Genomic DNA, 19,200 nt, shown 5'->3' with positions numbered 1-19,200 from the left:
GAGACGCCGGTGGTTTCCGATACCCCCCTCTGCCCTGCCGGACATCTCCCCCTCAAGGGGGGAGATTGGCAGTTTCAATGTCGGCGATCGTCCTCCGGCGTCGCTGATTGGCGAAAGCCAAGCGGCAGGCGCATCTCCCCCCTTGAGGGGGAGATGTCCGGCAGGACAGAGGGGGGGGCTTAGATGCACCACGCCGGCGAGGAACCTGTCCGGCTCACCGGCACTCCGGCGTCGCCCGGTTATGCGGCCGGACCCCTGTTCCATCTCGGCCACGCCGCATCGGCCTACGCGGCCAAGGGAACGGCCGCTGGCGAGGCGGATGCATTGAGATCGGCGCTCGCCGAGGCCTCGGCGAGCATTGGCGACATGATCGCCAATGCTCCCGGGGAAGCGGCCGAGATCCTGGAATTCCAGCTCGCCATGCTCGAAGACGATGCCCTAGCTGCTCCAGCCTTCGCGGCCATCGAGGGCGGCGCCACAGCGGACGCGGCCTGGCGTGCTGCGCTCGATGCCGAGATCGCGGGTTACGAGCAGGCCGAGGACGACTACTTCCGGGCGCGCTCGGCCGATCTGCGCGACATCCGCGAGACGGTGCTGCGTGCGCTTGGCGGCGATGCCGGCCCGGTGGCGCCGCCAGGCGCCGTGCTCTGCGGCGATGATATCGCGCCGACGCTGTTCCTTGGTACCGACTGGAGCAAGGGCGGCGGCGTCGCCCTAGCCCGGGGCTCCTCGGCCAGTCATGTCGCCATGCTGGCCCGGGCACGCGGTGTGCCGATGGTCGTCGGGCTCGGCGATGCCGTCGCGGGCTTCGCGGGGCTGGCCTTGCTCGATGCCGAACATGGCGGCATCGTGCTCGGCCCGGGCGCGGACGACCTCGCTGCCTACCGGGCCTCCGCGGAAGCCTTCGGCGCGGCGAGGCTGCGTGCCGGAGAGTTCCTGTCCCGCCCGGCAGCCACCCGAGACGGCACCGCCGTGCGCGTCCTGCTCAACGTCGCCCATCCGTCCGACGTCGATGCGATCGAGGTCGGCCATTGCGACGGCGTCGGCCTGATGCGCACCGAGTTCCTTTTCGGCAACGCGCTGCCCGACGAGGAGACCCAGCTTCGCGCCTATCGGAAAGTGCTGGAATGGGCGAAGGGCAAGCCGGTGACGATCCGGACCGTCGATGCCGGCGGCGACAAGCCGGTGCCGGGCTTCACCGTAGCGGAGGACAATCCCTTCCTCGGCCAGCGCGGCATCCGCCTTTCCCTTGCCCGACCGGACGTGTTCCGGGTGCAGATCCGCGCCTTGCTGCGCGCTGCCGTCCATGGCGACCTCAAGGTCATGTTCCCGATGGTCGCCGTCGCCGACGAATACGCCAGGGCACGCGCGCTGTTCTTGCAGGAGGCGGCGATGCTGTCGGCCGCGGGGGGCGCGCACCGGATGCCGCCGCTCGGCATCATGGTCGAGGTGCCGTCCGCCGCGATCGCGCCGGAGGCCTTCGCCGATGCAGCCTTCTTCTCGATCGGGTCCAACGATCTCACCCAATATGTCATGGCCGCCGCGCGCGACAATGGTGCGGTCGCCGCGCTGAACTCGGTACGCAATCCCGCGGTGCTGCGGTTGATCGCCGGTGTCGCCGCCTTCGGCCGTCAGCACGGCATTCCCGTCAGCCTGTGCGGCGACGCCGGCGGTGATCCCGCGGCGATCCCCGCGCTGCTCGAGGCCGGCCTGCGCGACCTGTCCGTCGCGCCTGCGCAACTCGCCGCCGCCAAGGCGGCGGTCGCGGGCGTCTCGCTATGAACTGGCCGCCCGCGACCGAGCCATCTGCGGGGCCGGACGACGCCATCCGCGCCTACAAGGGCGTGTTGTCGGCTGTCCTGGAACAGCGCCCCTCCGGTACCCGCCAGCGGCTTGCCGACGCGCTGGGCAAGCACCGCAGCTTCGTCACCCAGATCTCAAGCCCCGCCTATCCGACGCCGATCCCGGCACGCCACCTGCCGCTGATCTTTTCGGTCTGCCATTTCGGCGCAGCCGAGCGCGACGCCTTCCTGGCCGCCTATCGGATCGCCCATCCCGGCAAGGCACCGCTCGCGGCCGGTGTCCGCAAGGTCCGCCACATCTCGCTCACCGTGCCCGACCTCGGCGACGACAAGCAGAACGCGGCCCTCGACCGGGCCATCTACGATTTCATCCACAGGATCACCAGCATAGCGGGCAAGGGCGGCTGAACGCCGCCCCGAAACGGGAGGATTGCCGTGAAGAAGTTCCTGAATTCGGTCGACACTGTGCTGACGGAGAGCCTCGACGGCTTCGTCGCCGCCCATTCCGACATACTGGTCCTCGGTGAGGGCCACAAATTCGTCCGCCGCCGGGAACTGAAACCCGGCAAGGTGGCGCTGATCTCGGGCGGGGGCTCCGGCCATGAGCCGCTCCATGCCGGCCTCGTCGGCCACGGCATGCTCGACGCTGCCTGTCCGGGACAGGTCTTCACGTCGCCGACGCCCGATCAGATGGTCGAGGCGGTCGCCGGTGTCGACACCGGCGCCGGCTGCCTGTACATCGTCAAGAACTACGAAGGCGATGTCATGAACTTCGACATGGCGGCCGAGATGTCGGAAGGCGTGCTCCAGGTCGTAACGAATGACGACGTGGCGGTCGAGGATTCGCTCTATACGACCGGCCGCCGCGGCGTGGCCGGGACGCTCGTCGTGGAGAAGATCGTCGGCGCCGCTGCCGAAGAGGGCAGGGCGCTCGCCGCTTTGAAGGCGCTCGGCGACAGAGTGAACGCCTCGACCCGTTCCATGGGCGTGGCCCTCACCTCCTGCACCGTGCCGGCCGCCGGCAGGCCGACCTTCGAAATCGGCGAAGGCGAGATGGAGTTCGGCGTCGGCATCCATGGCGAGCCGGGCCGGCGGCGCGACCAGCTGAAGAGCGCGGACGCGATCGCCGAGGAGATCTGCACGGCGATATCAAATGACCTTGGTGCCGCCGCACGCGGCAAGGCGTTGCTCTTCGTCAACGGCTTCGGCGGCACGCCGTCGATGGAGCTCTATCTGATGTACAACGCCGCGCGGAAGATTTTCGAGACACAGGGCGTGACGGTCGTTCGTTCGCTGGTCGGCTCCTATGTCACGTCGCTCGACATGGCTGGCTGCTCGATCACGCTTTCGATGCTGGACGAGGAGACGGCGAAGCTCTGGGATGCGCCGGTCCACACGGCCGCGCTGCGTTGGGGTATGTGATGCCGTCGGTCTTGTTCTTGACCGTTACGGCAAGCCCCTGCCATGATAGTGGCGCTGAAAGTCGTTTTGCTTCAAGCAGATAATGGATTCGGCGAAGTTCGGGCACTGCCCCTCATCCGCCTGCCCGTCCTCCGCAGCTGCTGCGGAGGACGGGCAGGCGGATGAGGGGCGGCACCGCCAGTCAAAGGTTATGATGTTCCTCACGGCCGCAATAGGTGAACAGCTTCTGCGGCCCCTCGAAGCCCTTGAACTCGACCGTCGCCGCAAGCTTCGCGTCGACGCAGAGATTGGTTGCGATCTCCTCGGAGACGACGTGCCGCAGGTCGAGCACCGCCGCCGCATCGAGCAGTCGGGCCGCGTAGTTTATAGGGCCCCCGATCGCAGTGAAGTCGAGCCGGTTCGCACCGCCGATATTGCCATAGTGGAAGCTGCCTGCGTGGAGCGCGGAGCGGAAGGCGATCTTGCCGGCGTGCGGGCTTGCGGCCAGCAACGTCTCGCCTTCGAGGATGGTCTCGCTCGCGGCCTTCACTGCGTCGGCGCGTGTCGTCTTGCCGTTATAGGGAAAGATCGCGAAGAAGCCGTCGCCGAGGAACTTCAGCACTTCGCCGCCATGCTTTTCGACCGGGGGCACGACTATGTCGAAGGCGTCGTTGAGCATCGTGACGATCTCGGGGCCGGACATGGTGTTGGAAAGCTCGGTGAAGCCGATCAGGTCGGTGAAGAGGATCGCCGCCTCGATCTCCTCTCCGTCGCCGCGATGGATGCTGCCGCCCAGGATCTGGTCGCCGCTGTTGCGCCCGACATAGGCCGAGAGGATAGACGCCGCGTTGATGCGCAGCACATAGGTCTCGGCGAGCCTGGCGAGCGGCCTGCGGATGAGCTCGATCGCAGCGATCGCTTCGAGACTGAAGCCCTGGGGAGCCTTCGTCGAAAAGGTGGCCGCGTGGATTTCGCCGTCGGTGAAGACCAGCGGCATGGCCATGTAATCGGTGAAGCCCTCGTCCCTGAGCTCGGAAAGGATCATGAACTCCGACAGGGCATCCGGATCGTTGAGCCGCCGGCGGATCGAAACTTGCTCCGAGATCACCTTCGGCAAGGGGTTGCGTGTGTACTCCACAGTGCTGGAGACGCCGATGGGACCATCGGTGATCGTTACCCCGTCCTCGGCCGTCCATGCGATGCGGCGTCCTTCGATATTGGGATGCAGCAGGTTGACGAAGAGCGCGAAGCGTCCGATCGGCACGCCGGCGGCGACAAGGCGCCGGCAGATGTCGTCGATACGGCTGCCTGGCCGGGCCGTCTCACCCCGGCTCGGGGGGGCGCCGTCGATCATCCAGGCGATCAGCGCGTCGATCGCGGCGTGGTCGATGTCGCCATGGCTCATCATGGCTGGCCCGGGAACGGCAACGATCTCGTTCATGCATTGCACCTCGACCGCATCGGCACGAGAATCGTGCCCGATCTTCGGAAAGCACGATGCGTAGACTTGAGAAACGACGTAGCGTCCTTTGTGCGTCCAGGTGGACGCACCGCGCTCTATCGGGAAAGATAGGGGCGGGGCGCGCCGGAGAAAAGCCGGCTACGCAGATACGATCGAAAAGAACCGTATCGGACGGAGAATCGAAACAATTGTTCAGGCGCTGTCGCCGGGACGGATCCCTTCCGTGCGGCCGACGCCTCAGGCCGCCGGCTTCTCCGCCGGGGCGGGTCGCCGGATGCCGGCCACCGCGTCGAGCACCAGGGGCTTCAGCCCCTTGCCGCCGGCCTCGACGATCTCGAAGAACTGGCGGCGCATGCGCGGGTCCCAGAAGTCGTTGATATGCTTGGCCACGCCCGCCGCCGCCTCGTCATGCGGCATGGTCTCGAAGAAGGCCGCGATCTGGTTCGCCATGTAGACCAGCTTCTCCTTGGTGTTCATGGCGTGGTTCTCGTCATGCGACATGTCTGGAGGCCTCGTCGGATACGCGTTCGGGATGTGTGAAGACGTCGAATTCCTCGCCGCGCACCAGGGCGACGAGGGTCATGCCGGCGGCCTCCGCGGTGCGGATGGCGAGCGCGGTGGGCGCGGAAACCGCGATGATGAAGGGCGCGCCGATGGCCGCGGTCTTCTGCACCATCTCGACCGAGACGCGGCTGGTCACGACGACGCCGCCGCCTGTCCCGTCCATGCCTGACTTCGCCAGCGCGCCGGCCAGCTTGTCGAGCGCATTGTGGCGGCCGACATCCTCGCGCGCCGCGACGATGCCCTTGCCGGGCATGTAGAACCCCGCGGCATGGACCGCGCCGGTTTCGGCATGCAGCGGCTGCACCTTGGAGAGCAGCCTGACGGAACGGGCGATGTCGTCCGCGGCGAGCGAGAGGCCTGAGGCGCCGACCGCGTCGACCGAACGCATCGCCTCCTCGATCGATTCGATGCCGCACAGGCCGCAGCCGACCGGGCCTGCGAGCCGGCGCCGCCGCGCCGCGAAGCGCGTGTTGGCGGCGTCCTTCAACCGGATCTGGATGTCGATCCCGGCGCCGAGATCCTCCACCTCGATCGCCTCGATCTCGCCGGGCGACGAGATGATGCCTTCGGTCAGCGAGAAGCCCAGCGCGAAATCCTCGAAATCGGCCGGGCTCGCCATCATCACCGCATGGGTGGTGCCGGCGTAGGACAGTGCGATCGGGGTTTCTTCCGGCACCATGCGGTCGGCGATGCGGGTGCCGCCGGTCCGGTGGGCCAGGCGAGATGCCTGGGCGAGGGGCGGGCGCATCATGGCGCCCCCTCTCCCTGAGACCTCGGCTCTCTTCTCACTCCGCCGCCTCCAGCTTGCCCTCGATGCGACGGCTGCGACGGGAGAGCGCTTCATATTCTTCCTGCCAGTCGGTCGGGCCGTTCGACGGGCCGACCTGCACGGCCGTCACCTTGTATTCGGGGCAGTTGGTCGCCCAGTCGGAGAAATCCGTGGTGATGACGTTGGCCTGCGTGTCGGGATGGTGGAAGGTCGTATAGACCACGCCCGGCGCGACGCGCTCGGTGATCAGCGCGCGCAAGGTGGTTTCGCCGGCCCGGCTTTGCAACCGCACCCAGTCGCCGTCGCGTATGCCGCGGTTCTCGGCGTCGAAAGGATGGATCTCCAGACGGTCTTCCTGGTGCCACACCACATTGTCGGTCCGCCGCGTCTGGGCGCCGACATTGTATTGCGACAGGATGCGGCCGGTGGTCAGAAGCAGCGGGAAGCGCGGCCCCGTCTTCTCGTCGGTCGCCACATATTCGGTGCGGATGAACTTGCCCTTGCCGCGCACGAAGCCGCCGATATGCATGACCGGCGTGCCGAGCGGCGCCTTCTCGTTGCAGGGCCACTGAACCGAGCCCTCGCGCTCGAGCAGGTCGTAGGAGACGGACGCGAAGCTCGGCGTCGTCCTGGCGATCTCGTCCATGATCTCGGACGGATGCGAATAGGTCCAGTCCAGGCCCATCGCCTGGGCGAGCTTCTGCGTCACCTCCCAGTCGGCGAGGCCGTTCTTCGGCGCCATCACCTTGCGCACGAGGTTGATGCGGCGCTCGGCATTGGTGAAGGTCCCGTCCTTTTCCAGGAAGGTCGAGCCTGGCAGGAAGACATGGGCGTAGTTGGCGGTCTCGTTGAGGAAGAGGTCGTGCACGACCACGCATTCCATCGCTTCGAGCCCGGCGGCCACATGGCTGGTGTTGGGATCGGACTGAAGTATGTCCTCGCCCTGGACGTAGATGCCCTTGAAGCTGCCGTCGATCGCGGCATCGAGCATGTTGGGGATGCGCAGGCCCGGTTCCGGATCGAGCTTCACGCCCCACAGGCTCTCATAGATGTCGCGCGTGGCGTCGTCGGACATGTGGCGATAGCCCGGCAGCTCGTGCGGGAAAGAGCCCATGTCGCAGGCGCCCTGCACATTGTTCTGGCCGCGCAGCGGGTTCACGCCGACGCCGGGCCGGCCGATATTGCCGGTCAGCATGGCGAGATTGGCGATCGCCATGACCGTGGTCGAGCCCTGGCTGTGCTCGGTGACGCCCAGGCCGTAGTAGATCGCGCCGTTGCCGCCGGTCGCATAGAGCCTGGCCGCGCCCCGGATCAGCTCCGCCGGCACGCCGGACACCTTTTCCACCGCTTCCGGACTGTGCTGCGGCTCGGCGACGAAGGCTGCCCAGTCCTCGAATTCCGACCAGTCGCAGCGCTCGCGGATGAATTTCTCGTCATAAAGCCCTTCGGTCACGATCACATGGGCGAGCGAGGTGACGACGGCGACATTGGTGCCGGGCTTCAGCGGCAGATGATACTGCGCCTCGACATGGGCCGAGCGCACGATGTCGGTACGGCGGGGGTCTATCACGATCAGCTTGGCGCCCTGGCGCAGCCGCTTCTTCAGCCGCGAGGCGAAGACGGGATGGCCGTCGGTCGGGTTGGCGCCGATGATCACGGCCACATCGGTCTCTTCGACGCTGTCGAAGTCCTGCGTCCCGGCCGAGGTGCCGAAGGTCGTCTTGAGGCCGTAGCCGGTCGGCGAATGGCAGACGCGCGCGCAGGTGTCGACATTGTTGTTGCCGAAACCCTGGCGGATCAGCTTCTGCACCAGATAGGTCTCTTCGTTCGTGCAGCGCGACGAGGTGATCCCGCCGATGGCCCCGCGCCCATATTGGTACTGGATGCGCCGGAACTCGCCGGCGACGTGCCTGAAGGCCTCGTCCCAGCTGACCTCGCGCCATGGATCGCTGATCTTCTCGCGGATCATCGGGTTGAGGATGCGGTCCTTGTGGCTGGCATAACCCCAGGCGAAGCGGCCTTTCACGCAGGAATGGCCGCGATTGGCCTTGCCGTCCTTGTAGGGCACCATGCGCACGACCTCTTCGCCGCGCATCTCTGCCTTGAACGAGCAGCCGACGCCGCAATAGGCGCAGGTCGTCACCACCGAGGAGGTGGGCCGGCCCATCTCCAGCACCGACTTTTCCCGAAGCGCGTCGGTCGGGCAGGCCTGCACGCACGCGCCGCAGGAGACGCATTCGGACTCGATGAAATTCTCCGACATGCCCGCCGAGACGCGCGATTCGAAGCCGCGCCCCGTGATCGTCAGCGCGAAAGTGCCCTGCACCTCCTCGCAGGCCCGCACGCAGCGCGAGCAGACGATGCATTGCGAGGGATCATAGGAGAAATAGGGGTTGGAATCGTCGCGGGCGATATAGTCGATATTGAGCGAGCCGTTGCCCGGCGCGACATGGTTGCGGCCCTCGATGCCGTAGCGGTTCTCCGTCAGGCCGACCGCCTTCGCCACCTTGTCGAACTCCGTGCCTTCGAAGCCGGCATCCGGGTTCCAGCCCTTGGGATGGTCGGAGATATAGAGTTCCATGACCCCGCGGCGGACCTGGTCGAGCCGTTCGGTCTGCGTCTTCACCACGATGCCCTCGGCGACCGGCGTCGTGCAGGAAGCCGGCAGGCCGCCGCGGCCCTCGATCTCGACCAGGCAGACCCGGCAGGAACCGAAGGCGTCGAGCATGTCTGTCGCGCAGAGTTTCGGGATCTCGACGCCGGCATCCATGGCGGCGCGCATGATCGAGGTGCCTTCCGGAACCGTCACCGTGCGGTCGTCGATGGTCAGCGTCACCGTCTTTTCGGACTTCGACGCGGGCGTGCCGTAGTCGACTTCCTCGACGAGCGATTTGATGTCGAACAAGGCGTTCATGTCATCCGCTCCTATTCCGCGGCCTCGGCGACAGGCGCCGGCTTGAAATCCTCGGGGAAATGGGTGAGCGCGCTCATCACCGGATAGGGAGTGAACCCGCCCAGCGCGCACAGCGATCCGAACTTCATCGTGTTGCACAGGTCGGTGACGAGCTCGATCTGCTTCTGCGGCTCGATGTTGCTCGCCAGCCGGTCGAGCGTCTCGACGCCGCGCATCGAGCCGAGCCGGCAGGGCGTGCACTTGCCGCAGCTCTCGATCGCGCAGAATTCCATGGCGAAACGCGCCTGCTTCAGCATGTCGACCGTGTCGTCGAAGACGACGATGCCGGCATGGCCGATCAGCCCGTCCCTGGCCGCGAAGGCCTCGTAGTCGAAGGGCGTGTCGAACAGCGCGCGCGGGAAATAGGCGCCCAGCGGCCCGCCGACCTGCACGGCCCTGACCGGCCGTCCGCTGCGCGTTCCGCCGCCGATATCGTCGACGATCTCGCCGAGGGTGAGGCCGAAGGCGGCCTCGAACAGGCCGCCATGCTTGACATTGCCGGCGATCTGGATCGGGATCGTGCCGCGCGAGCGGCCCATGCCGAAATTCTTGTAGAAGGCCGCGCCCTTGTCGAGGATGATGGGCACCGAGGCGAGCGAGATCACGTTGTTGATCACGGTCGGCTTGCCGAACAGGCCCTTGTGGGCCGGCAGCGGCGGCTTGGCGCGCACCAGCCCGCGCTTGCCTTCGAGGCTTTCGAGCAGCGAGGTCTCCTCGCCGCAGACATAGGCGCCGGCGCCGACGCGCACCTCCATGTCGAAGGCCTTGCCCGAGCCCAGCACGTCCGCGCCGAGCACGCCAGCCCGCCGCGCCGCGGCGATCGCCGCGTTCATCGTGGCGGCCGCATGCGGATATTCGGAGCGGATATAGACGTAACCCTTGGTCGCTCCGACCGCGATGCCCGATATCGCCATGCCTTCGATCAGGACGAAGGGATCGCCTTCCATGATCATGCGGTCGGCGAATGTCCCGCTGTCGCCCTCGTCGGCATTGCAGACGATGTATTTGCGCTCGGCGGCAGTATCGAGCACGGTCTTCCATTTGATGCCGGTCGGGAAGCCCGCGCCGCCGCGGCCGCGAAGGCCCGATTCCGTCACCGTGGCCACGATCTCGGCGGGCGTCATGGCGATCGCCCTGGTCAGCCCCACAAGGCCGCCATGGGCGCGGTAGTCGTCGAGCGACACGGGATCGATGATGCCGCAGCGGGCGAAGGTCAGCCGGGTCTGGCGGGCGAGGAAGGGGATCTTCTCGGGCTTGCCGAGCCAGCGCTTGTGCTGGCCGCCGGCGAGGAAGTCGGCGTCGAACAGCGACTTCACCTCCGAAGGCATGACCGGCCCATAGGCCACCCGGCCCTTGTCGGTCAGCACCTCGACCATCGGCTCCAGCCAGTAGAGGCCGCGCGAGCCGGTGCGAACGATGCGCGCCTTCTGCCCGCGCTCGGCGAGCTCGGCCTCGATCGCCTTGGCGACCTTTTCGGCTCCCAGCGCCAGCGCGCCGGAATCGCTGGGGATGTAGAGCGTGACGGTCATCCCTGCACCTCCGCCACGATGGCGTCCAGCTTGTCGGCGTCGAGGCGTCCGATCACCTCGCCGTCGAGCATCGCCGAGGGCGCGCAGGCGCAGAGCCCCAGGCAATAGACCGGCTCCAGCGTGACCGCGCCGTCCCCGGTCGTCTCATGGAAGCCGATGCCGAGCAGCTTCTGGATGCGTTCGGCCATCGCGTCGCCGCCGACCGACTGGCAGGCCTCGGCGCGGCAGATCTTCAGCACATGGCGGCCCGCCGGATGGCGGCGATAGTCGTGGTAGAAGGTGACGACGCCATGCACCTCGGCCCGCGAGAGGTTCAGCGCATCGGCGATGACGGGCAAGGCTTCCTGCGGCACGAAGCCGAATTCTTCCTGGATGCCGTGAAGGATCGGCAGCAACGGGCCTTCGAGCCCGTGATGCGCAGCGACGACCTGCGCCGTCCGCGCTTCGATTTCGGTACTTGCAAGCTGCATTCCCACGCAGCGCCCTCCCTGAAGTCGGTACCGCGTGTCCGGCACCTCATAGTTAGGAAGCCAAAGGAAACGTCGCAAATCAATAATGCGGTTTCGTTGCTTGATAGAAATTTTCTATCAAGCCTGGCTCTGTTGCCAGCGGTCGATACGATCGACCGCTGGAGCGCGCGACTGCGCGCCGCGCCCGTTGGCGCGAAGCCAAGCGGCCCGGAGGGGCCGCGCCGGCGATTGAGGCCATTGGGACGAGAAGGGTTCTATCTCAACGGGATGGCTTGAAGTTGCTCGCCAGCGTCATCGCCTCATCCAGAAGCGCCGAGACCAGCGGCGTATGCGGCTCGCGCGGCGCCGCAACCAGGCCGACCGTGTGGCTGGCATCGGGCTCGACGATGGGGATGGCGCGGATCGGCTCGGCGAAGCCGAAGGTCTCGGCCAGGTTGAGCGGCATGATCGACGACCATTTGCCGGTCCGGATATGCGAGAAGAGCACGATCATCGAATTGGATTCGAGAGTCGGGCGCACCTGAACGCCTGCTTCGGCCAGATGCTGATCGATGATGCGGCGGTTCTGCATGTCGGGGGTGAGCAGGCAGAGCGGCAGGCGGCTCACCTCGGTCCATGTCACGGTGCGGCTGTCGGAGTGGGGATTTCCCGCGGCGGTGATGAGCTGGTAGCGCTCGGCATAGAGCGGGACGCTGGTCACCCGGCCCAGTGGCTCGTTGTCGAGATAGGTAATGCCGACGTCGATGTCGAAATTGCCGAGCAGCGACAGTACTTCGATCGAGGTTCGCGACAGCACCGAGAAGGTCACACCGGGGTGCTTCTCGCGGAACGGCGTGGTCAGCCGGGCCACCATGGCGAGCGCGGTCGGAATGGCCGCGATGCGGATGCGGCCGGAAAGCCCGTGGCGCGCCGCACGCATCTCCTCCTTCATGGTGCGCGTGTCGCCGACGATGCGGCGCGCCCATTCGAGCACCTGCCGCCCTTCCGGCGTCAGCCCCTGGAAGCGCGAGCCGCGCTGCACCAGCATCACGCCGAGCTGGTCCTCAAGCTGTTTTATGGCGGCCGACAGCGTCGGCTGGGTGATGCCGAGCTGCTCGGCGGCCCGGCCGAAATGCTCCTCCTTGGCGAGTGCGATGAAGAATTCCAGCTTGTCGATCATGGATGCCAACCGTCGTGACGGGAAGACAGGGTCGTCCGAATCGCGTTCGCTGGCAATGCCAGGGTGCCCGGCGTGAAAATGGCCCAGGCAAAAATTGACCGGCGAAATCGGCCTGCAGACTCGCGGCGGCCGAGCGCTGCCGAATCGTCTCGCCTGTGAGACGGAGGCCTCCTGTGCGCTTCCCTGGGGACCCGCTGCCGCATTTGGGTCATCCTGGCGCGGCATGTTGCGCCTCGAGCTGAGAACGTGGCACGGCGCCAATTGGAAAAGAGACCCCGGTCAGGCCGCGTTGCCGTTGTCGTCCGACGGTGTTTCCGCGACGTCACGGTTCCCTTAGGGCCAACTTTCGTCCTTTCAGGAATACGGTATGTTGAAGAGTATTTCGATCCGCAAAACATATAAATGATTGGGGAGACCGTTTGTTGGTAGCGTTCGACTTCGGAAGTCCTCCGGCTGGCGATGCCGATGGCGATCTGCTGGCCGAATGCGAACGCCAATTGTGTCCGATTCTCAACGAAATCGTGCAATCAGCGGTAGAGGCAGGCTGGAGCCGGGAGGATGTTCTTCTGACCCTGGTCGAGCTTTCGTGGGACATGTATGAGAAAACTCGCGGCGGCTCCTGACGAAGGTGCGCTGCAGTGAGGCCGATTGCCTGTCACTGTCCGCCCGACTGCGAAAACTGTGCTTCAAATCTGAGCTATGAGTATGAATCAAGCCGACTTTGATTTAGTAGTGTCGCCGATTTTGATTTAGCAATATCTAAAATAGCCGCCGCTGATGTAGGGATCAAAAATATTTGTTCAGAGATTTTTTACCCGCTGCCAACAATGCCCTTTCCAATGCCGGGCGTCGCCTTTAGGTTGCGACGGGGGTTTACGGGGCTTGAAGGAGGCAACTCAGGCGTCGATTTGAATTACCGGCTGCGTCTCAGGCAGCGGAAATTCGGTTGGCCGGCAACACGCTGAGGCGGGAATGCGGCACAAGAGCGATGTCCTGGAAAGCGGCAGTTCCGGGACAGATTGGCAACGGGCAAATGAGATTCTCGATGTCATTCCCAATGAGGCGGGGCCGCGGCTGACAACCTTCCGAGGCGGCGCAGTCTATTCTCGTCGGCCGCCGGGATCGCAGACCGTGCTGGCCGAGACCCATTTTGCGGCGGTCATGCTTGCGCCGGCGCCGGGGAACCGGGCGTCGCTGGGGAGCGACAGGATGCAGGAGTACGATGCTCCGACTGGAGCGCTCGTTATCCAGCCGGCGAATGTCGAAGGCCGGGCCGTCTGGTCGTCCGCAAGGGAAAGCGTGATCGTCGCCATCAGGCCCGAGAGCCTGCTCGAACTCGCCGCCCAGGAGTTCTCCATGGGCGATCCCGAACTCCGGCCGCCCCCCTTCGGGACCATCGATCCTGCCGCACTGCATCTCGCGCAGTTGTTGAAGGCTGAATTGACGCGCGCGGTGCCCCCGAACGAGCTCTACGTGGATTCGCTGGTCACCATGTTCGGCGTTCATATTCTCCGGAACTATACGGGAATGGGTAATCCGGTGCCGGGACCGAAGGGCGGACTGTCGAACCGCAGCGCAAGGCGGGTGCAGGAATTTCTGGAAGCGAATTTTTCGTGCAAGATCTCGGTGGCCGAGCTTGCCGCCGTCTCCGGTCTTTCGCCGCGCCATTTCATACAGGCGTTCACCAGGAGCTTCGGCGAACCGCCGTACAGACATATACTGCGCCTGCGCCTGGGCTTCGCCGAAAGACTGCTCGTCAAGGGCGAACTGCCGATTGCGGAGGTCGCTCATGTGAGCGGGTTCTCGAGCCAGAGCCATTTGACGACCGTTATGATGAAATACCGCGGAATGACGCCGATGCAGATGCGGCGAGAGGGGCAAGCATCCATTCGAGATTCCGGGGCCACGGCGAGCCTGCCCTCGGGTTGAAGCGGCTGTCGGGTTGGCCCTGACGCACGGGCGCCGCGCCTCGGCGCTGCACTTTCCTGAAACAGAATCGGAACTTTCTGGAATACCGCGCGCCAGAAGTATGTCTTCCTTGCTCTCATGGAATCGTCCGGGGGTCCGGAGCTTTCCGCCAGGCATCGATGCGGCGTCGGAATCACCGACGTGATGCCTCGGCGGCGCGACCAGGCATCGCGGCACGAAGCTTCGTCGGACGGTTGCACATCCGAGGAGGCCTTCATGCGAAAGCCAGTTTCGCTGTGCGATGCTGCGCGTTGTCCGGAAAACCAGTTTGCCGGTGCGGCGAGGCTTCACGCTACCGCCTCTGCCGGTGCGGCAAAGATGGCCGGTGCACGTTCCATCGCATGTCGCCGATATCGGGACGCGACATGGCGCCCCAGGCAGAAAATCGCATGCCGTCGTTCGAGCCTCGCGAAAGGCCTTCGAACGCTCCGAGCGCCAGCGTTTCCATTCGCGAAACGCCGATGAACATGCAGTTTCCGGAATTCGAGTTGTTCAGTCCCAAGGTCGAGGCGGCCTGGACTGCCTTGCGGCGCCAGTACGCCAGCCGGATCACCGACCCGGAGATCGATCATCTCTTTGCCTGTTTCGTGCTTGGATTGACCTCTCCGGCTTACGCAGAGCAGGAACCGGCTCTTCATTTCGATCTCTGTCGCGCGTTGGTGGCGGTCGAGCTGCCGCCGGACCGGGCCCGCACTGCATTGCACGCAGTTCCGGAACCTACGCAGCCATGGGTCGCGAGCGCTTGCGCGCTGATCGAGAGCCAGGGTGCGAAGATCGGACGCATCCTTCAGGAAAAAACGTCGAATTTCGAAGACCTTTCAACCGCCGGGGCGAATGCGGCAACAGGAAGCCCGGGCAACACCGAGGAAAACGCAAAATGACTGCAGGCATTGAGGGGGAATCCCGTCGCGGATTTGTCGGCAACTGGGTTTCGGACGGCGGCGACAGCCGCTCGCAGCGCCGCAGGCTGATAGCGGTGCTGCGCATGGCCCATCGCGTGCTCGGCATGAAGCGCAGCCGGCTGGGGCTTGGCACGCTGGGAGCCGGCACGGCAGTCGGGGCGCTGGTCGGCGGCATTGGGATCATGATTCCGCAAACGGCTTTCGCGCAGGTCGCGATCGGAAATGGCACTTTGGCCAACCCGGCTTGCGGCCTGGCCACGAGTGCCGTGGCTCAGGCCACCGCGATCGGCTGTGGAGCCACCGCGACCGGGACGAGCGGTTCGGTCGCGATCGGCTACGATGCCGATGCGACAGGGTTCTACGGGATCGCCCTCGGCCTGAATTCGCGAGCCACGGGCGATGGCGGCATGGCGCTGGGCGCCAACACGGTCGCAGGCCACATCAATGCGGTTGCGCTCGGCGTCAACGCCAGTGCGACCTCTGCCGGCGCCAGCGCCTTGGGCACCGCCGCCATTGCTTCGGGATCGAACTCCACCGCGGTCGGTGTCGCCTCCACGGCTAGCGCACTCTTTGCGTTCGCCGGAGGTCGGCTGGCGGTTGCCAGCGGGGCGCGCGCCACTGCGCTCGGGTTTCAGGCGAATGCGTCGGGAATAGATGCCTTTGCCCAAGGCAGCTCCGCCGTCGCAAGCGATCAGAATGCTATCGCGATCGGCTTCCAGGCGACCGCGTCCGCGATCAACGCCATCAATATTGGCGGGCGCACTGTTGCGGGAACGGGAGCTCTCGCACAGAGCGCCATCGCCATTGGCACAGATGTGACGGCATCGGTGGCCGACGCCACCGCGATAGGACGCCAAAGCGTGGCATCGGCCCAGTTTGCCACTGCAATCGGGACAAGTTCCCGTGCGACGGGGACAAGCTCAGCAGCGCTCGGACCGAATGCCAATGCTTCGGCCAACTTCGCGCTGGCTCTGGGCAATGCGACCGTGTCGAGTGGAATCGGCTCGATCGCGATGGGTTCGGGAGCCCAGGCCACGGCTCTTACCGCCACGGCGATCGGCAACAACGCCAATGCTTCGGCGCTCAACGCGATTGCGATGGGCACCAGCACCGTCGCCGATTCTGAAGATGCCGTCGCCATCGGCAACGGCTCAACCGCGACCGGCGGCAAGGCGGTCTCCATCGGCTCCGGCAACATCGCCAATGGCGACGGCGCGGTGGCGATCGGCGATCCCAACACCGCGACCGGCGACGGCGCGATCGCGAGCGGCAAGGACAACACCGCTACCGGCAACGGCTCGGTCGCGATGGGCAACACCAATATGGTCGGCGGCGGCGGCCAGGCGATCAGCACGCCCGGCACGGCGGCGCAGGGCGCGGTCGGCATCGGCTATCAGAACACCGTCATCGGCCAGGGCAGCGTCGCGATCGGCAACACCAGCAGCGCGCTGGCGGCGGGCGCGGTCGCGTTCGGCGACACCGCGGTCGCCAACAACGCCGGCGATGTCGCTTTGGGCTCGGGCTCGGTGACGGCCGTCGCGGTCGGCACGCCGAGCGCAACGATCAACGGCACGACATACAACTTCGTCGGCTCGACGCCGACGTCGACCGTGAGCGTAGGCGCGGCAGGTGCGGAACGCACCATCACCAATGTCGCCGCGGGACGGATCAGCGACACTTCGACCGACGCCATCAACGGCTCGCAACTCTATGCGACCAACCAGGCGGTCGACAGCCTCGGAACCACCGTCAACAACATCAACAATGGCGGCGGCATCAAATATTTCCACGCCAACTCCACGCTGCCGGATTCCCAGGCGCTCGGCACGGATTCCGTCGCCGTCGGCCCGAACGCCGTGGCCAACAATGCCGGTGACGTGGCGATCGGCCTGAATTCGGCGTCGGGCACGACGACTGCGGTTGCCGGCGCGACGATCGGCGGCACGAATTACACCTTTGCCGGAGACACTCCGGCCGGCGCCTTCTCGGTCGGTTCGGCGGGCGCCGAACGCCAGATCCAGAACGTCGCGGCGGGTCAGCTCTCGTCCGCTTCGACCGATGCCGTCAACGGGTCGCAACTCTTCGCGACCAACCAGCAGGTGACGGCGAACACGACCGACATCACCAATCTCGGCAATACGGTCAACGACATCGCCGGCGACACGTCGACGGCCTACACGGACGCCAATGGCGACGGCATCCGCTATGTGCGCACAAACGACAGGACGCTCCCGGTCACCGATTCCTTCGCGCAAGGGATCGGCTCGAGCGCCGTCGGCTACCAGGCAACGGCCGCCGCCGACAATTCGCTCGCGCTCGGCCGCGGCAGCCAGGCCACGATCGACGGCGGGGTAGCTCTCGGCTCCGGATCGATCTCCGATCGCGTACTGGCGCCGGCCACGGGCCAGATCGCAGCCGGTCCATCCAACTTCATCGAATACAACACGACCGACAAGACGCTGCTCGGGGCCGTGTCGGTCGGCACGGACACTTCCTATCGGCAGATCACCAATGTCGCGGACGGCACGAACGCCCAGGATGCGGTGACCATTCGCCAGCTCCAGGGCGCCATCGCGTCGGTGGCGGTGACCTCGACCAAATATTTCCACGCCAATTCGATTGCCGGGGATTCCCTTGCCGTCGGCGCAGAGTCGGTGGCGGTCGGTCCGACGACGGTGGTCAACGCAGACAACGGCATCGGCATCGGCAATGGCGCGATCGTCGACCAGGTCGCTCCGGGCGGCACGGCGATCGGGCAGGGCGCTCATGTGATGCTGGCCGACGGCGTCGCGATCGGCACGGAATCGAAAGCCGCCGGGATTCAGTCCGTCGCTTTGGGCGCAGGCGCCGAAAGCAACCACATCAACAGCGTCGCGATCGGTGCTTCGTCTATGACGACGGTAGGCGCTCAAGCCAGCTACACGGCCTTCGGCCTGACGGCGGCGCAAAGCTCGTTCGGCGAAGTGTCCTTCGGATCGGCCGGATCGGAACGCAAGCTCACCAACGTCGCCGCCGGTTCGGCGGACACGGATGCGGTGAATGTCAGTCAGTTGAGGGGTCTCGGCACACAGATCACGAATCATCTTGGCGGGAACTCGGTCGTCAATCCCGACGGCACGATCACCGGGCCGACCTACAACATCCAGGGCGGCAGCTACACGACGATCTATGACGGCTTCACCGCCGTGGACAATGCGATCAGCAACATCAACAATGGCGGGGGCATCAAATATTTCCGCGCCAACTCGACGCTCGCCGATTCCGCGGCCACCGGTACCGACAGCGTTGCCATCGGACCGGAAAGCCTGGCGAGCGGAACCGACAGCCTGGCAGCGGGCCATGGCGCCGCGGCGACCGGGCAGGGCGCTGTCGCGCTCGGCGAAGGAGCGCAGGCGAACAACGCCAATGACGTTGCGCTCGGCTCGGGTTCCGCGACGGAGGCGGCGGTCGGCACATCCGGCGCCACCATCAGGGGCAAGCACTATGACTTTGCCGGCGCTGCTCCGGTTGGAACGGTAAGCGTCGGTGATCAAGGCGCGGAGCGCACGGTCACGAATGTCGCGGCCGGTCGCATTTCGGCAGACAGCACCGACGCCGTGAACGGGTCGCAGCTTCATGCCACCAACTCGGCGATCGAGGACCTGCAGGGCGGCATCGGGAACATCAACAACAGCGCGGTCTTCTATGACGTCAATCCCGACGGCACCAAGAAGAACAGCATCACGCTGCAGGGCGGCGATGCGAATGCGCCGGTGGTCATCTCGAATGTCGGCAAGGGGGTGGCGCCTACGGATGCCGTCAATGTCTCCCAATTGAACGAGGGGATCACCCAGTCCAAGTCCTACACCGACAACCGTGTCAGCTATGCAATCGATACCGCCAACGACTACACGGATAAGATTGCAGAGACGACGTTGAACGAAGCCAACGACTATACCGATCAGAAGTTCAACCAGTTGAACCAGCAGTTCGACGAGGTCCAGGACGAGGCGCGGCAGGCCGCCGCCATAGGACTCGCTGCGGCAGCGCTCCGCTTCGACGATCGGCCCGGCAAGGTGAGCGTCGCAATGGGCGGCGGCTTGTGGCGAGGCGAGGGAGCGGTCGCCTTCGGTGCCGGCTACACCAGCGAAAACGGTCGGGTCCGAGCCAATCTGTTGGGTACGACCGCCGGTGGACACTGGGGCGCCGGCGCCGGTGTCAGCTTCACTCTGAACTGACCGC

14 protein-coding genes are annotated in these 19,200 nt (G+C 65.7%); 7 read left to right on the top strand and 7 right to left on the bottom strand.

Features of this window, described 5'->3' with window-relative positions; translation table 11 throughout:
* Window positions 1-183 precede the first annotated feature (183 nt).
* From JN280_RS36270 to dhaK, 3 genes are read left to right on the top strand one after another with little or no spacing between them, the layout of a single operon-like run.
* Complete coding sequence (locus JN280_RS36270) at window positions 184-1,782, top strand: phosphoenolpyruvate--protein phosphotransferase (protein ID WP_202309002.1); 1,599 nt, start codon at window positions 184-186, stop codon at window positions 1,780-1,782.
* On the top strand, window positions 1,779-2,210 hold the full coding sequence (locus JN280_RS36265) for a hypothetical protein (protein WP_202309001.1): 432 nt from the start codon (window positions 1,779-1,781) through the stop codon (window positions 2,208-2,210). Before JN280_RS36270 ends, JN280_RS36265 begins: the two co-directional genes overlap by 4 nt.
* Window positions 2,211-2,237: 27 nt before the next feature.
* Window positions 2,238-3,224 (top strand): dihydroxyacetone kinase subunit DhaK, encoded by a 987-nt coding sequence (gene dhaK, locus JN280_RS36260; protein WP_202309000.1) that lies wholly within the window; start codon window positions 2,238-2,240, stop codon window positions 3,222-3,224.
* A gap of 181 nt (window positions 3,225-3,405) precedes the next feature.
* On the opposite strand, the gene JN280_RS36255 is transcribed toward dhaK, so the two are convergent.
* From JN280_RS36255 to JN280_RS36225, 7 genes are all read right to left on the bottom strand, one after another.
* Window positions 3,406-4,644 (bottom strand): adenylate/guanylate cyclase domain-containing protein, encoded by a 1,239-nt coding sequence (locus JN280_RS36255; RefSeq protein ID WP_202308999.1) that lies wholly within the window; start codon window positions 4,642-4,644, stop codon window positions 3,406-3,408.
* Window positions 4,645-4,902: 258 nt separating this feature from the next.
* Window positions 4,903-5,166, bottom strand: coding sequence for a formate dehydrogenase subunit delta (locus JN280_RS36250; protein WP_202308998.1), 264 nt, complete (start codon window positions 5,164-5,166; stop codon window positions 4,903-4,905).
* The gene (gene fdhD / locus JN280_RS36245) at window positions 5,156-5,980 is read right to left on the bottom strand and encodes a formate dehydrogenase accessory sulfurtransferase FdhD (protein ID WP_202308997.1); all 825 of its coding nucleotides are present in this window, start codon (window positions 5,978-5,980) and stop codon (window positions 5,156-5,158) included. The genes JN280_RS36250 and fdhD overlap by 11 nt, the downstream gene beginning before the upstream one ends.
* A 34-nt stretch (window positions 5,981-6,014) precedes the next feature.
* The gene (gene fdhF, locus JN280_RS36240; protein WP_202308996.1) at window positions 6,015-8,912 is read right to left on the bottom strand and encodes a formate dehydrogenase subunit alpha; all 2,898 of its coding nucleotides are present in this window, start codon (window positions 8,910-8,912) and stop codon (window positions 6,015-6,017) included.
* Between the two features lie 11 nt (window positions 8,913-8,923).
* Window positions 8,924-10,480 carry a formate dehydrogenase beta subunit gene (locus JN280_RS36235; protein WP_202308995.1) on the bottom strand — a complete coding sequence of 519 codons (1,557 nt, stop codon included), beginning with the start codon at window positions 10,478-10,480 and terminating at the stop codon, window positions 8,924-8,926.
* Entirely contained in the window at window positions 10,477-10,956 is a 480-nt protein-coding gene (locus JN280_RS36230; protein ID WP_202308994.1) for a formate dehydrogenase subunit gamma, read from the bottom strand. The genes JN280_RS36235 and JN280_RS36230 overlap by 4 nt, the downstream gene beginning before the upstream one ends.
* A gap of 253 nt (window positions 10,957-11,209) precedes the next feature.
* The gene (locus tag JN280_RS36225) at window positions 11,210-12,109 is read right to left on the bottom strand and encodes a LysR family transcriptional regulator (protein ID WP_202308993.1); all 900 of its coding nucleotides are present in this window, start codon (window positions 12,107-12,109) and stop codon (window positions 11,210-11,212) included.
* 422 nt (window positions 12,110-12,531) lie between these two features.
* On the opposite strand from JN280_RS36225, the gene JN280_RS36220 reads away from it, so the two are divergent.
* The 4 genes from JN280_RS36220 (at window position 12,532) to JN280_RS36205 (ending at window position 19,196) form a co-directional block, all read left to right on the top strand.
* Window positions 12,532-12,732, top strand: a complete 201-nt coding sequence (locus JN280_RS36220) for a hypothetical protein (RefSeq protein WP_202308992.1) — start codon at window positions 12,532-12,534, stop codon at window positions 12,730-12,732.
* 349 nt (window positions 12,733-13,081) lie between these two features.
* On the top strand, window positions 13,082-14,038 hold the full coding sequence (locus JN280_RS36215; protein ID WP_202308991.1) for a helix-turn-helix domain-containing protein: 957 nt from the start codon (window positions 13,082-13,084) through the stop codon (window positions 14,036-14,038).
* A gap of 428 nt (window positions 14,039-14,466) precedes the next feature.
* A complete protein-coding gene (locus JN280_RS36210; RefSeq protein ID WP_342216144.1) occupies window positions 14,467-14,958 on the top strand; it encodes a hypothetical protein in 492 nt (163 codons plus the stop codon).
* Complete coding sequence (locus tag JN280_RS36205) at window positions 14,955-19,196, top strand: YadA-like family protein (protein WP_202308990.1); 4,242 nt, start codon at window positions 14,955-14,957, stop codon at window positions 19,194-19,196. The genes JN280_RS36210 and JN280_RS36205 overlap by 4 nt, the downstream gene beginning before the upstream one ends.
* Window positions 19,197-19,200 lie beyond the last annotated feature (4 nt).

It is taken from the genome of Mesorhizobium sp. L-8-10, assembly GCF_016756635.1.
Lineage (GTDB): Bacteria > Pseudomonadota > Alphaproteobacteria > Rhizobiales > Rhizobiaceae.
The sequence above is the reverse complement of the archived record's forward strand: the minus strand, read 5'-3'. Positions and strand labels throughout refer to the sequence as shown.

Excerpts from the sequence above, each read along its gene's own strand:
- JN280_RS36270 (WP_202309002.1), top strand. The coding sequence starts at position 184 with ATGCACCACGCCGGCGAGGAACCTGTCCGGCTCACCGGCACTCCGGCG.
- JN280_RS36265 (WP_202309001.1), top strand. The coding sequence starts at position 1,779 with ATGAACTGGCCGCCCGCGACCGAGCCATCTGCGGGGCCGGACGACGCC.
- JN280_RS36255 (WP_202308999.1), bottom strand. The coding sequence starts at position 4,644 with ATGAACGAGATCGTTGCCGTTCCCGGGCCAGCCATGATGAGCCATGGC.
- JN280_RS36250 (WP_202308998.1), bottom strand. The coding sequence starts at position 5,166 with ATGTCGCATGACGAGAACCACGCCATGAACACCAAGGAGAAGCTGGTC.
- fdhD (WP_202308997.1), bottom strand. The coding sequence starts at position 5,980 with ATGATGCGCCCGCCCCTCGCCCAGGCATCTCGCCTGGCCCACCGGACC.
- fdhF (WP_202308996.1), bottom strand. The coding sequence starts at position 8,912 with ATGAACGCCTTGTTCGACATCAAATCGCTCGTCGAGGAAGTCGACTAC.
- JN280_RS36235 (WP_202308995.1), bottom strand. The coding sequence starts at position 10,480 with ATGACCGTCACGCTCTACATCCCCAGCGATTCCGGCGCGCTGGCGCTG.
- JN280_RS36225 (WP_202308993.1), bottom strand. The coding sequence starts at position 12,109 with ATGATCGACAAGCTGGAATTCTTCATCGCACTCGCCAAGGAGGAGCAT.
- JN280_RS36215 (WP_202308991.1), top strand. The coding sequence starts at position 13,082 with ATGCGGCACAAGAGCGATGTCCTGGAAAGCGGCAGTTCCGGGACAGAT.
- JN280_RS36210 (WP_342216144.1), top strand. The coding sequence starts at position 14,467 with ATGCCGTCGTTCGAGCCTCGCGAAAGGCCTTCGAACGCTCCGAGCGCC.
- JN280_RS36205 (WP_202308990.1), top strand. The coding sequence starts at position 14,955 with ATGACTGCAGGCATTGAGGGGGAATCCCGTCGCGGATTTGTCGGCAAC.